At 42.8% G+C, this 13,045-nt stretch carries 16 protein-coding genes and 2 riboswitches; all 16 genes read right to left on the bottom strand.

Features of this window, described 5'->3' with window-relative positions:
* Positions 1-62: 62 nt before the first annotated feature.
* A riboswitch (purine riboswitch) is annotated at positions 63-164 on the bottom strand.
* Between the two features lie 118 nt (positions 165-282).
* Positions 283-834, bottom strand: a complete 552-nt coding sequence (locus ACFQWC_RS05400) for a precorrin-2 dehydrogenase/sirohydrochlorin ferrochelatase family protein (RefSeq protein WP_299737185.1) — start codon at positions 832-834, stop codon at positions 283-285.
* Positions 815-1,570 carry a sirohydrochlorin chelatase gene (locus ACFQWC_RS05395; RefSeq protein WP_299737187.1) on the bottom strand — a complete coding sequence of 252 codons (756 nt, stop codon included), beginning with the start codon at positions 1,568-1,570 and terminating at the stop codon, positions 815-817. The genes ACFQWC_RS05400 and ACFQWC_RS05395 overlap by 20 nt, the downstream gene beginning before the upstream one ends.
* On the bottom strand, positions 1,571-2,347 hold the full coding sequence (cobA, locus tag ACFQWC_RS05390) for a uroporphyrinogen-III C-methyltransferase (RefSeq protein WP_299737188.1): 777 nt from the start codon (positions 2,345-2,347) through the stop codon (positions 1,571-1,573).
* A gap of 13 nt (positions 2,348-2,360) precedes the next feature.
* The gene (locus tag ACFQWC_RS05385; RefSeq protein ID WP_299737191.1) at positions 2,361-2,585 is read right to left on the bottom strand and encodes a DUF3906 family protein; all 225 of its coding nucleotides are present in this window, start codon (positions 2,583-2,585) and stop codon (positions 2,361-2,363) included.
* Positions 2,586-2,598: 13 nt separating this feature from the next.
* Positions 2,599-4,209 (bottom strand): nitrite/sulfite reductase, encoded by a 1,611-nt coding sequence (locus ACFQWC_RS05380; protein ID WP_377106365.1) that lies wholly within the window; start codon positions 4,207-4,209, stop codon positions 2,599-2,601.
* Positions 4,210-4,221: 12 nt separating this feature from the next.
* Positions 4,222-4,824 carry an adenylyl-sulfate kinase gene (cysC, locus tag ACFQWC_RS05375; RefSeq protein WP_299737195.1) on the bottom strand — a complete coding sequence of 201 codons (603 nt, stop codon included), beginning with the start codon at positions 4,822-4,824 and terminating at the stop codon, positions 4,222-4,224.
* A 13-nt stretch (positions 4,825-4,837) separates the two neighbouring features.
* On the bottom strand, positions 4,838-5,983 hold the full coding sequence (sat, locus tag ACFQWC_RS05370) for a sulfate adenylyltransferase (protein ID WP_299739548.1): 1,146 nt from the start codon (positions 5,981-5,983) through the stop codon (positions 4,838-4,840).
* Between the two features lie 41 nt (positions 5,984-6,024).
* Positions 6,025-7,047: a sulfate permease gene (locus ACFQWC_RS05365; protein ID WP_299739550.1), complete on the bottom strand. Its 1,023-nt coding sequence runs from the start codon at positions 7,045-7,047 to the stop codon at positions 6,025-6,027.
* Between the two features lie 58 nt (positions 7,048-7,105).
* Complete coding sequence (locus ACFQWC_RS05360) at positions 7,106-7,804, bottom strand: phosphoadenylyl-sulfate reductase (protein WP_377106362.1); 699 nt, start codon at positions 7,802-7,804, stop codon at positions 7,106-7,108.
* A 99-nt stretch (positions 7,805-7,903) separates the two neighbouring features.
* Complete coding sequence (locus ACFQWC_RS05355) at positions 7,904-8,059, bottom strand: YezD family protein (RefSeq protein ID WP_299737199.1); 156 nt, start codon at positions 8,057-8,059, stop codon at positions 7,904-7,906.
* A gap of 86 nt (positions 8,060-8,145) precedes the next feature.
* Positions 8,146-8,251: riboswitch (SAM riboswitch) on the bottom strand.
* A 164-nt stretch (positions 8,252-8,415) separates the two neighbouring features.
* Positions 8,416-8,817, bottom strand: a complete 402-nt coding sequence (locus ACFQWC_RS05350; protein ID WP_299737201.1) for a MaoC/PaaZ C-terminal domain-containing protein — start codon at positions 8,815-8,817, stop codon at positions 8,416-8,418.
* On the bottom strand, positions 8,814-9,263 hold the full coding sequence (locus ACFQWC_RS05345; RefSeq protein ID WP_299737204.1) for a MaoC family dehydratase N-terminal domain-containing protein: 450 nt from the start codon (positions 9,261-9,263) through the stop codon (positions 8,814-8,816). Before ACFQWC_RS05345 ends, ACFQWC_RS05350 begins: the two co-directional genes overlap by 4 nt.
* 21 nt (positions 9,264-9,284) lie before the next feature.
* Positions 9,285-10,043 carry a 3-oxoacyl-ACP reductase FabG gene (fabG, locus tag ACFQWC_RS05340; protein WP_377106359.1) on the bottom strand — a complete coding sequence of 253 codons (759 nt, stop codon included), beginning with the start codon at positions 10,041-10,043 and terminating at the stop codon, positions 9,285-9,287.
* A 21-nt stretch (positions 10,044-10,064) separates the two neighbouring features.
* Positions 10,065-11,240, bottom strand: coding sequence for an acyl-CoA dehydrogenase family protein (locus tag ACFQWC_RS05335; protein WP_299737208.1), 1,176 nt, complete (start codon positions 11,238-11,240; stop codon positions 10,065-10,067).
* Positions 11,241-11,262: 22 nt separating this feature from the next.
* Entirely contained in the window at positions 11,263-12,243 is a 981-nt protein-coding gene (locus tag ACFQWC_RS05330; RefSeq protein ID WP_299737210.1) for a quinone oxidoreductase family protein, read from the bottom strand.
* Between the two features lie 11 nt (positions 12,244-12,254).
* On the bottom strand, positions 12,255-13,031 hold the full coding sequence (locus tag ACFQWC_RS05325) for an enoyl-CoA hydratase/isomerase family protein (RefSeq protein ID WP_377106356.1): 777 nt from the start codon (positions 13,029-13,031) through the stop codon (positions 12,255-12,257).
* Positions 13,032-13,045: the final 14 nt, after the last annotated feature.

The following is a 13,045-nucleotide window of genomic DNA, read 5'->3' as shown; positions in this document are numbered from 1 at the left end:
TTGTGCTCTGGCTAGAGTGAGACAATGACCTTTGGGTTAGGCAAAGAGCGTCCGTGTTGTAGGACAATCCATTGCTCACTCATAGTCGAATCATTTACGGTAATCCGGTAGAAACTCGCGAGCCATATCCTCGCTATTATATGAGTGAAAACGAATATTGATTTGATATTGGATAGTATAACGGGAACTTGACAGTTTGTAAAGATTCATTTCTTAACAATATGCACGTAATTTATAAAAATGTTCGTAAAACGAGTGAACGGGCATAAAGTTTCATCCACTTTACACCCGTTCAGAAAGTTCCTGTAACAGCTTCCTTTTCTCACCATCAGTCAAGTCTGATGCCTTGATTTCTTTTCTCTTAGAGGCAATGAAAGCAAGCCTTTCTATATAGGAATCATCAAATGATTGGAAGAATTGATTGGTAAGCTTTTTAGCTAAGAATGGACTTGCTCCGCCTGTTGAGGCGGCAATCGTCAAATTACCTTTCTGCCTAAAGGAGACCATCTGCATATTTCCGCCATCACCGTCATCCACCACGCATAAAAGTTGGTTTTCCTCAGAATGGATTTTAACCTGTTCATTCACCCATCGTTCATTCGTGGCTGCGATGACGATAAAAGCATCTCGTAAATCATCTGGTTCCACTTCTCTTTTAACCCATAAAATTCTATTGTCTTCATGTAATGCTTGAATTCCATCTACAGCATCAGGACTGATGACTGTTATCCTTGCTCCCTGTTCTAAAAATACAGAGAGTTTACGATACGCCACTTTCCCTCCGCCTACAATCGTTACTTGTTTTCCATTCACATCAATCATGATTGGCAGCATGTGATTCTCCTTTAACTAAGTGGGTTTCATTCACCCGGTCCAGGAATGCTTCTTCCACAAGAGGGTCATACCCTAAATAATTCCCCAGAATGATATGCTCATTTTCGGTTCGGCTGATCTCCCTTTCAATTCCTTTCATAAGTAACCCGGTAAACAGCAAGTAGGGAATAAAAATGACGTTTTTCTCTGTATTCCTGACAGATTCCAAGGTCTCTGAAAAGCTTGGTGAGGCCGCTGTTAAGTAACAGGTCTTTACACCTGCTAACTTTGTCTTTCGTTGTACAAGTTCAGCCAGGGCTCCTAAATCCTTTGTAACATCGGGGTCTGAACTTCCTCTTCCTATCAATACGGCAACGGTGGAAGAGTCAATTGAAGCAGCATCGTGTATTTTCTTTATCACACTTTCAGCCATCTTATCGTGAACCCCAATAGGATTACCATACGTTACCGTAATCCAAGGATAGGCTTCTTGACACTTTTGAATTTCTTCTGGAATATCTTTTTTCGCATGAACCGCTGTCAAAAGGAGAAGCGGAACGACGGAAACGTGTGAAGCTCCTTTTTTCACGCATGTTTCAAACCCTTCTTCAATAGAAGGTGATGCAAGCTCCAGAAAGCTTATTTCCTGAATATCCGCTTTAACATGTTTCTGGCATCTTTCAATGAAATCAATGGCTTCTTCACGGGCTTTCCCAATACGACTTCCATGACAAATGTATAAGACCGCGCCTGTCAATTACAGTGCCTCACTCATGATCGATTTCTTATCAAAGGCTTCTTCAAACCATTGAATCTTCTCCCGGAAACGGACCACTTCTCCGACTATGATCATGCTCGGGTTTTCAATTTTCTCTTCTTTTACAATATCGATAATCGTATCCAGCGTGCCTGTTACGGTTCTTTGCACTTCCGTTGTTCCCCAATGGACCAGTGCCACAGGCGTTTCCTTGCACTTACCGTTTTGAATGAGCTTTTCTTTAATATATGGGAGATTGCCGACCCCCATGTAAATAGCGAGTGTATCGATTCCTTTGGCCAGACTTTCCCACTTTTCATCTTCTTGTAGATTATTTTGTTTATGTCCCGTAACGAAGGCGACGCTTGAACTGGCATCCCGGTGTGTAACGGGAATTCCTGCGTAGGCAGCCGCTGCTATGCCGGAAGTGATCCCGGGGATGATTTCAAAGGAAATTCCTTTTTTTGCAAGGGCTTCTGCTTCTTCTCCACCTCTGCCGAAAACGAAGGGATCACCCCCTTTTAATCTCACCACTACCTTGCCACTGGTGGCGTAACGCACGAGAAAATGATTGATCGTATCTTGTTTCATCGTATGATAGTTTGGCAGTTTCCCGCAGTAAATTAAGTCGGCTCCTTTCTTTGCATAGGAGAGAAGCTCTTTATTCACCAGACGGTCATATAAAATGACATCTGCTTTTTGTATTGACTTCAATGCTTTTAATGTGATTAATTCAGGATCTCCAGGACCCGCTCCCACCAAGTAAACCTTCCCCATCCATTTTTCCTCCTTAAGATTTTAAGATTGTTTCCTGTTCATGCAGAACAAACCCTGCACCATTCCCACGGATTCTACGTTTCTCGTAAAGAGAGATGTCTACCACATCAGGCTTTTTCAAAAAATACTTCTCTAATTCAATTTCTACTAGATCAAAGGCTTTCTCATCTGATTCAGCCGCTACTACGACAATCGTGACGAAGTCGTGAGTAGTCACTTCAAATCGATACAAGTTCATCCAGCATGCCTCCTTACGCTTTCTGAAGTAATTGATCTAACGATTCTTGAAGGGGAGCGGTACCGACCCGGTTGATATAGTCAAAAAAGGCTTCTCCCGGTTCTTTTGTTTGTTTAAAATGAAGGAGCAATTGCTTTACCACTCCTGTCAGGTTGCCTGCTTCCACTTTCCCTTTTAACTTTTCATTCAGTTTTCCACCGTCTTGAAGAGTTCCTCCTACGTATATTTCAAATGCTTCGATCATCTTCTTATCTTTTGTTCTCATTTTAATTCCTTGTAGCCCGATATCGGCGATTTGTCGTTGGCCGCATGAATTCGGGCATCCCACCATGTGGATTCTGACAGGGACATCCAATGAAAGTTCCCGATCCAATTGGTTGGCGATTTGCCTCATCCTTTCCTTCGTTTCCACTAAAGCGAGATTACAATATTCGATGCCTGTGCATGATACGGAATACCCGATGAAGGATAGTGGACTTGTTGAAATGCGATCAAAGATTTTCTCAGAAAGCAAAGCATTTACTTGTTCATCTGGAATGTTGGGGATGATGAGATTTTGAGAATTACAGTTTCTCAGTTCTCCATTCCCGTATTTCTTGGAAATCCTCGCAAGCTCATATACTTCATCAGAATTTAAGCGTCCAACCGGAACATTCAGCCCCACATAATTGAGTCCTTCCTGTTTCTGTGGATGTACTCCGTAGAAATATCCTGCATTCCATCCTTCCACGGCATCTTCTCCCGCAGGTAAAAGTTCAACATACTGTAACAAGGTTTCTTTGAATTTCTCCGGTCCCCAATCTGCCATTAGGAATTTTAACCGGGCCAAATGTCTTTTCTCCCGATAACCGAAGTCGCGAAAAATCGTGGTGACGGCTATTGCGACTTCCTTCACTTGGTGAGGAAGGATGAATACATCCAACTCTTGGGCTAGGAATGGTCTTGCGGACAATCCTCCACCAATCTTCAGATGGAAGCCGACTTCTTCTTTACCGTCAATCAGCTTTTTCGCAGGAACAAAGGAAACACAATTGATTTCAGCATTCGACGCATTATTGATATTTGCGGAAATGGCTACTTTATATTTTCGCGGTAAATTAGAAAAGTCTTCGTTATGCTGGAAGAAATCATACACTTCTTTCACAATACTCCTTGTATCAAAAAGTTCATCAGGATCGATCCCTGCAAGGGGGTTCCCGACGATATTACGTGTGATATCACCACATGCACCGGCAGAAGACAATCCGACCTTTTCCAGACGTTTGAAGATGTCCGGAATCTGTTCAATCTTCAACCAGTGAAATTGAATCGCCTGTCGGGTGGTGATGTCATAGACGTCTCTTCCATACTCTTTACAAATGGCAGCGAGCTCCAGAGCCTGTTCATGTGTCAGGATTCCCGAGGGAACGTTCACTCTCATCATGAAATAGCCGTCTTCCTTTGGTCTTTGTAAATACAAACCTGCCCATTTAAATTTATCCCACTCTTCTTTCGGAATCGAAGAAAAGCCGTTTTCCGCATAGTAAGGAATATCTTCAAAGATAGACAACCCGTCTTTCTCCAGTTTCCATTGTTCTGTTTTGTTCAATTTTTCATTTGACTCCCATGATTTTGAATATGCCATGATTTTCTCCCCTTATATAAGTTGTTTTTGATTCAATACAGTTAGTAAGTACTCCACGCATTCTTCAATTGAATGTTTCTCTGTATCCAGTACCACTTCCGGTTTTTCAGGTGCTTCATAAGGAGCACTGATTCCCGTAAAATGAGTGATTTCCTCGTTACGTGCTTTTTTGTACAAGCCTTTCGGATCGCGCTTTTCACATTCTTCTAAAGAACAATGCACATAAACTTCGATAAATTCATCAATCTCCACTAACTTTCGTACGAGAGCACGATCTTCCCTGTATGGTGAAATAAAGGCTGTCAGCACAATTTGACCGCTGTCGATGAAAAGTTTGGACACTTCGCCAATTCTCCTAATATTCTCCTTGCGATCTTCTTCCTTAAATCCCAAATCATGGTTTAATCCATGACGGACATTATCACCGTCCAGAACATAGACCTGATGTCCTTGTTCGAAAAGAGAGTGAGCCAATGCATTGGCGACAGTCGATTTCCCTGAGGCGGATAAACCCGTGAACCATAAAATAAAGCTTTGATGTCCATTTTTTTTTCGTCTCTCTTGTTTCGTTACTGCGGTTTCATGCCATACGACGTTTTCTGATTTTTCATTCAACCCGGTATCCTCCTTAAGACGTTTGTCTAGCTTCTTGCTTTAGGCCTTTAATTAACACTTCGATCACTTCAGGGCGACTGAACGTTGAAGGGGGAACTTCCCCATTACGGAGCATTCCTCTCACTTTTGTTCCGGATAAAATAACGTGATCGCTCTTATCATGAGGACAAGTCTTCGTAGTCGCCATCCCTTCGCATCTCTCACAGTAAAAACTATGTTCGAAGCGGAGAGGGGTAATCCCTATCTCTTCTTCATTGAACTGATCAAATATTTTCTGTGCATCATAGGTACCATAATAATCACCAACACCGGCATGATCTCTCCCGACGATAAAATGCGTGCATCCATAATTTTTTCGTACCAGTGCATGGAAGATGGCTTCCCTTGGACCGGCGTACCTCATGGCAGCAGGGAAGACTCCTAAAAACACACGATCTTTAGGGTAATAGTTCTGTAATAGAACTTCATAGCTCTCCATTCTGATGCCCGCTGAGATATCATCCGCCTTTGTTTCGCCAACCAACGGATTTAAGAAGAGTGCATCCACGGTTTCCAATGCCGTTTTCTGAATATACTCATGGGCCCTGTGAACAGGATTTCTCGTTTGGAAACCGACAATCGTTTTCCATCCCTTTTCCTTAAACAACTTTCTCGTTTCACTTGGGTCAAATGTATACTCGTTGAACGGTTTGGAAAGACGTTTAATAAGGCTGATTTTCCCACCTACATACACATCTCCACGTTGGAATAATTTCTTGACACCTGGATGATCCTTGTCGGTCGTTCCGTATACGAGAAAGGCTTCTTTCTGTTTGTCTGGTTCATAAATATCCTCGACTTCAATGAGGCCATATGTTTCCCCCTTATAAACAAGGCGGCTCTTTAAGCCTTTCTTTACGTCTCCTGCTTTTTCTTTTGCAATGGGCAAGGTAATCGGGATGCTCCACACGCTGCCGTTTCGCAAACGTAAACTTTCTACTACATGTTGATAATCAACTTCAGTCAAGAATCCATTTATAGGGCTGTATGCACCTATTCCAATAAGTTCCAAATCACTTAACGCGGTTTCGTCTAACGGGATCTCATGGAGAATATCCTCATAGGGCTCTTCTGGTAAATATGATTGAACAAGCGTTCCTCCGTGGGGCTGTAAACTCATCATTTATCCTCCTTAACATATTGTTTTAATCGGAATTAAGATTAAATTCCGCCTCCGTCTTCGTGAACGGATCGCCTTTCTTCATTGATCACTCGCATGAGGGATAGTGCTCCCACAGTTGCGATAATGACGCTTATTGGAACCACAATCGAATATAGATCGCTATCGATCACGAGCTTTACTAAAAAATATGAAATACTAAGTGAAATCAGGGGAGAGACCACCCATATTTTGACGATTTTTTTGACAATTTTCTTTTGCAGCATATGTTTGCCGTTCTTCGCCATCCCGAGGCCTATGATCGAGGACGAAGTAACCTGAGTAAGCGGAATCGGTAATCCATACAGTGAGCTCACCATCACAAGGATCGCTCCTGTAGAAGAAATGAGGATTCCTTCGGCTTTTGAATAGTGTGTAATTTTTTTCCCGTTTGTTTCCACTACTTTTTTCCCCAGTATGATAGCTCCGAGGGCAACGAATAAGCCACCCAGCCAAATCCCCCGAGAAGGAGACATTAAACCCGCACCCACTAATGGACCGACGGCGTTGGCTACATTATTCATCCCTGCCGAAAACGCTTCAAAGAATCCGGCGATAATCAAAAGGTACGCAAGCCACCTTTTTTCAAAATGGAAACCACGCTTTTCAAGTTTTACTAAACATATACCGAATACCCATGTAATCCCGAAGGCAATGACCGGGACAATCACCCAGAATGACATGATTGTTAAAAGTGATTTCACATATAGAACTTGATATGCGACTCCAACTCCTACAACCGCTCCTACCGTTACTTCACTTGTAGACAGCGGGATCCCTATCACATTTGCAAGGAACAAGGATATGGTGGCGGATAACAAAATGATGACCACGATTTTGATGGAGAGTACATGCTGCGGGATAATCCCTGAACTAATGGTTTTAACTACTTCTCCACCACCAAGAACAGCACCACTCAGGACACCTGCAGCGCAGATCCATAATGAATTCCTGATGTTTTTTATTGCTCCTGCACCATACGCAACCCCCATCGATGCTGCCGCTCCGCTGGCACCAATGTTCATAGCGAAGAACAAGCTTATGATCAGGGCGAATGTTTCAAGCAAAGAATGTCACCTCTTTTTAATGAAGACCGCATTCGGTTTTCCCTTTTCCTTTCCATCTACCGGAGCGGAGATCATTGATGTCTATGGATGGTGTTGTACAATGGAAGCATCCGATACTTGGATACCCCTGATCATGAAGTGGATTATAGGATAGGTTATGCTTATGGACATACCTCCAAATCTCCTTCCACGTCCAGTGAATCAATGGACAAATCTTAACTGATTGAAACTTGTCATCCTTATTGATGAATTCAACCTGACTTCTTGTAGGTGATTGTTCTCTTCTTAATCCTGAGATCCAAGCATTCCCTTTGGATAAGGAATCTTTTAAAGGGTCAAGCTTTCGAATTTGACAGCATTGATTGGGGTTTCTCTCCCACAACTTATCTCCATATGTTCCTGCTTGCTCTTGGAGCGTTAATTCAGGCTTTTTCATATGAATGGTGATACCAGGATACTTCTCCTTCACCTTTTCAATCGTTTCATAGGTTTCCTTGAAATGAACACCTGTATCAAGAAATACTATGGCTGCTTTCGGTTGCACTTTGGTTAGGAGATCGATTAATACAATCCCTTCAATGCCAAAACTGCATGCATATACGACACTTTCACCATAATGATCATACGTCCACTCAAGGACGTTAAGCGCTCCTTTATAGACCGGATCAATTTCAAAATTGATGGATGGTTTTTTCCAAGTTCGATAGGTTAACATGATACACCCCTTTCCCGCTCATCCAAACAAAAAGAGGCGATAACAAGATATAGGAATTTCCTTTATCTGTGTTATGCGCCTCTAGTTTGTCTAGTCAGCTTATTTAATTCGCACTTTCTCGTTTTTCTCCAATTGAATGACTTTACCGTCCTGAACCACAATTGTAATCGATCCAAAACTCATCGTCTTCAACATCGAAGTGATCTTTTCGACTACAACATCATAATCTGCTTCTTGATTTTTTTCTTTAGTCACATGATTCCCCCAATTTTTATCTTATCCAGAAAAACATGAATGAAAAAAAACAACCCTCCATTTTGGAAAGTTGTTCAGGTAAGGATACCTTATCTTCCAAAATGACTTCACATTTTGCTGGAATTAGCACCTTACATAACGTAGGTTGCTGGGCTTCGCAGGGCCAGATCCCTCCACCACTCTGGATAAGAGTTATTAATTTTAATATTCTAAATAATATCATATTCTACAAGGAAGTCAACCCGAGTTTCTCTATCGGATTTATGTCTTTTGGCTTATTTTTCTTGTAAAGCCTTCTTTCTCTTTATTTCTATTCGCTTTATTAACGCTATAGGACACTATTTTCACCTGAGTGATCAAAATAATTGAAAGATTAATTTACCCTCGATCACTTTTTTCTGGTCCTGGTTGACCGCAAAAACTTTAAAATGTATGAGATCATCCTGTTTTTCTGATACTTCTGCAATCAATGTAATGACATCGTTCAATAAAACCATCCCTTTAAACCGGACGGTGTACTCTTTGATATATCCTTCTTCATAAAGATCACTAAAAAGCTTGGAGACATTGCCCATCGTCCACATGCCATGAGCAATGACTCCTGGAAGACCCAGTTTATGCGCCTCCTCATCGATCGTATGAATGGGGTTATAATCCCCCGAGGCTCCTGCATATTTGATTAAGTCGATTCTCGAGACTGGACCTAACTCAACAAGGGGAAGGATTTCACCTATATTAAAGGATGATAGTTTAGTCATATTCCCAACCTCTCTTTAACCGCTTCAGTGATAATGACAATCGCTTCGGAAGTGAAAACCCTTTTCCCTCCTGAATCTTCACCGATGTCTTCTATTACAAGAAAACCAAGTGTTCCACCCGATCCTTTCCGTTCATAGTAATCTTTTATTTTCGTGTAACACTGAATACATTCCCCGACCTTCAGTGGTCTTTCATAGTGAAAAGATTGTTCACCATGAATTAACCCGACGTTCGGTAAATGAAAACCTTCAATCGTTCCATAGTCGAACACTCTGGGAAAAGTGGGGGGAGGGATATTCCCCCTGAACCTGGATCTCTTTCCTGCTTCTTTATCAACATAAATGGGATTGAGATCTCCAATGGCTTCGGCAAACTTACGGACCGCTCCTTTTTCCACACAATTTTCTACGGAAGTTGAGCGTTTACCAATATAAGATTCAAACATATCCTTCACCTCTTTCTCCCTTTAGGCTTTCGGCCCGCCAGCTACGTATAGGACTTGACCGTTAACGAATGACGAGCTTTCATCCGCAAAAAACGCCACTGCATTCGCTATATCTTCCGGCTGCCCGCTCCTTCCTACAGGAATTCCTTGAAGACTCGCTTCCACCAGTTGTTCAAAGGGTATTCCGATCCGCCTCGCCGTTTCTCTAGTCATTTCCGTTTCGATGAATCCGGGGGCGACTGCATTGGTCGTAATGCCCAGAGGTCCAAGCTCTATTGCCAGAGTTTTCGTTAAACCTTGAAGACCTGCTTTAGCGGTAGCGTAATTTGCCTGTCCGCGGTTACCGAGTGCAGAGGTAGACGAGATATTAATAATACGGCCATACCTGTTCTTCACCATATGACCTTGCGCTGCCTTTGCTACGTTAAATGATCCTTTCAAATGCACATCCATGACCGTTTGCCAATCGTTATCGGTCATTTTAAATAGCAAATTGTCTCTGATGACTCCTGCATTGTTGATGACAATATCAACGGAGCCGAAAGTTTCATAGACTTCGTTTATGGCCTCTTCTACTTCCCGGGATTCTATTACATTCGCAACTTTTGTATATATTTCATACTTTTTCAATTCCTCGCTGATTTCCAAAAGTGCCTCTTCATTCACGTCAATGATGGCAACCATTGCCCCTTCTTCTGCAAAGAGCTTTGCAATCGCTTTACCGATCCCCCGGCTCCCGCCTGTTACTAAAGCTACTTTTCCTCTAAATCTATCACCCATTCACATTACCTCCCTATTCCTTTAAACAAATTGGCCCACTTTTACATGCCCTTTTAATAGATTCCGTGAAATGATCAGTTTTTGAATTTCATCAGTACCATCATAAATCCGCCACAATCTTGCTTCACGATACCAGCGTTCGATGGGAAGCTCTCTTGTGTAGCCCATCCCTCCGTGAATTTGAAGGACCCGATCCACTACCCGATTGCCCATATTCGATCCGTACAGCTTGGCAATCGATGCAACATGGCGATTATCTTCTCCTTGATCCAGCGTGAATGCTGCATTTAGCACAAGCCATCTGGCAGCTTCAATTTCCACGGCAGAGTCAGCGATCTTCCATTGAATCGCTTGTCTATCCGCGATTGGCTTTCCAAATGTCTCCCTTTCCTTTGAATAGTCAATCGCCATTTGAAGTAAGCGTTCCGCTGCTCCTACCGCTTGTGCCCCTACAATCCACCGTGCGAACCCGATCCATTCCAGGCCAAGATTGTAGCCACCATCAATTTCACCCAGAATATTTTCTTCAGGCACCCGCACGTCATCAAAAAACAGACTGGCCGGTCCCCATTCCCCCATGGTATGAATGTATTCAGATGTCCATCCCATCCTACGATCGGCAATAAAACAGGTTACTCCGTCCCGACCCGTTCGCCGATGCTTTTCCTTATCGGTCACCGCCATGACCATGACAAAGTCTGCTTCATTTCCGCCCGTAATAAAGGTTTTTTCACCATTTAACACCCACTCATTTCCATCCTTCACTGCGGTCATCCGAATGTTTTGAGTATCGGATCCAGCTCCCGGTTCCGTCATGGCAAAGCAGGACTTTTTCTCTCCGTTTATAGTGGGGATCAAATAGTTCTTTTTCTGTTCTTCGTTGGCATAGTATAGGATGTTGTCTGCATAACCACCGAAACTGAAAGGCACAAAGGTTTTGGAGATTTCCATATATACAATGGCCATCATCATTTGCCCGAGATCCGCTCCGCCGTACTCTTCTGGTGTATTGATCCCCCAGAACCCTGCTTCCTTTGCTTTTAACTGTAGCTCATTTCTTTTTTCCGGGGAAAGACTTGGTTTTCCTTCCCGTTCATTTCTTAGCACTTCATTTTCTAAAGGTATAAGTTCTTTCTCAACAAATTTACGGATGGTTTTTTGAATCATCCTTTGTTCATCTGATAACCGTAAGTTCATACCGGTTCCCCCCTATAAAGTCCTAGAATTTTGGTTGCAGGATTACCTTTCCTACCGTTTTTCTTGCCTGCATGAGTGAATGAACCTTTGCTGCTTCTTCTAAAGGAAACACATGACCAACCGTTACTTTCAATTCCCCGGACGCGACGTAATGAAAGATTTCATGAAGGGTTTTCTGGGTAAGTTCGGAATCTCTCATGAGAGGAGGGAGGAAGAACCCGATAACAGATTGATTCTTTGCCATCAATGAAGAAGGATAAAATCTGCTCTGCTCCCCGCTTGCTACTCCGTAAATAACCATTCTTCCGAAATAGTCGAGACATTTTAACGTTTTATAGAAAATGTCACCGCCAGCCATCTCCAATGCCAGATTTACGCCCTTTCCATTTGTTGCTTCTAAGACGTCTGCTTCCCAGCCATCCTGAGTGTAGTTGACTAATACGTCTGCCCCCATTTCCCCAGCAAGACGTAACTTTTCCTCTGTACTGGCCGTGGCAATCACCTTACCTGCTCCAAAACGTTTTGCCAGTTGGACGGCAAGCAGGCCAACGCCACCAGCAGCTGCATGAATGAGGACGGCTTCTCCCTGTTGCACTCTTCCCAATGTTTTCAAAATATGATAGGCACTTAAACCCTGAACAGGGATGGCGGCAGCTTCTTTGAAATCCAATCCATATGGGAGGGGGATCACCGAACGCTCATCTGTCAGGGCAAATTCTGCATAACCTCCGGAATCCATCATGGCTACAACCCGGTCTCCCTTTCTTACTCTCGTCACATCTTCTCCCACTTCAGTGACGATTCCCGCCACTTCAGAACCCGGAATATATGGGAGTGGGGTTTTTACCACATATTGCCCTTCCCGTCTTGCTGTATCAGCATAATTGACTGCAGATGCATGAACTTCGATAAGGACTTCTCTACCTTGAGGCACCGGAACATTTATATCCACATTCTCTAATACATTAGGGCTTCCAAACTCTTTAAACTGAATGGCTTTCATCCTAATCCCTCCTATTTCCCTGAAAAAGATGGTCTTCTTTTTTCTTTAAATGCTGAAACTCCCTCAGCATGATCTTCAGTTGAAATCATCATTGTTTGTGTGATTCGTTCTTGTTCAAGTATTTCATCCAATGATGTGGTGAATGAACGATCAATCATTTTCTTCATCATTCCATATGCTTTACTTGGACCCAAGGCTAATTCCTGAGCCCAAACAGTTGTTTCCTCTTCAAGTCTTTCAGAAGGGACAATACGGTTTACCACACCTAAGTCATACATTCTTCTTACAGCCACAGGTTCTGCTGAAAAGAAGAATTCTTTCGCTAAATGAGGACCGATGATGCGTGGAAGAAAATACGAACCTCCGCCATCGGATATAAGACCTACTTTAGAGAAGCTTAAAGCAAATTGACTATCTTCTGAAGCGATAATCAAATCGCAGGAGAGGGCCAGATTAAATCCGGCACCTGCTGCAAAGCCGTGTACCGAGGCGATGACCGGTTTATCTATTTCCTTAATCGCTTTAATGCATGTATTTAATATCCCGATATGTTCATAGATTTCTGTTGATGTGGCGCTCCCCATTGTTTTCACGTCGCCGCCTGCAGAAAAGGCCCTCCCGGCACCGCGAATCACAATGGCTCTAATTTCCTCATTATGTTCTGCTTGCTGGAGTGCTTCGACGATTCCCGTAAGCATGCTCTCATCAAAGGAATTCAAGCTATCCGGTCTGTTTAATGTCAATGTAAGCACCCGGTCAGTGGTTTCAATTAGTAAAGAGGTTTTCATCGTTTCGATCATCT

Source organism: Rossellomorea sp. GCM10028870 (assembly GCF_042666755.1).
In the GTDB taxonomy this organism is placed as follows: domain Bacteria; phylum Bacillota; class Bacilli; order Bacillales; family Bacillaceae_B; genus Rossellomorea.
The sequence above is the reverse complement of the archived record's forward strand: the minus strand, read 5'-3'. Positions and strand labels throughout refer to the sequence as shown.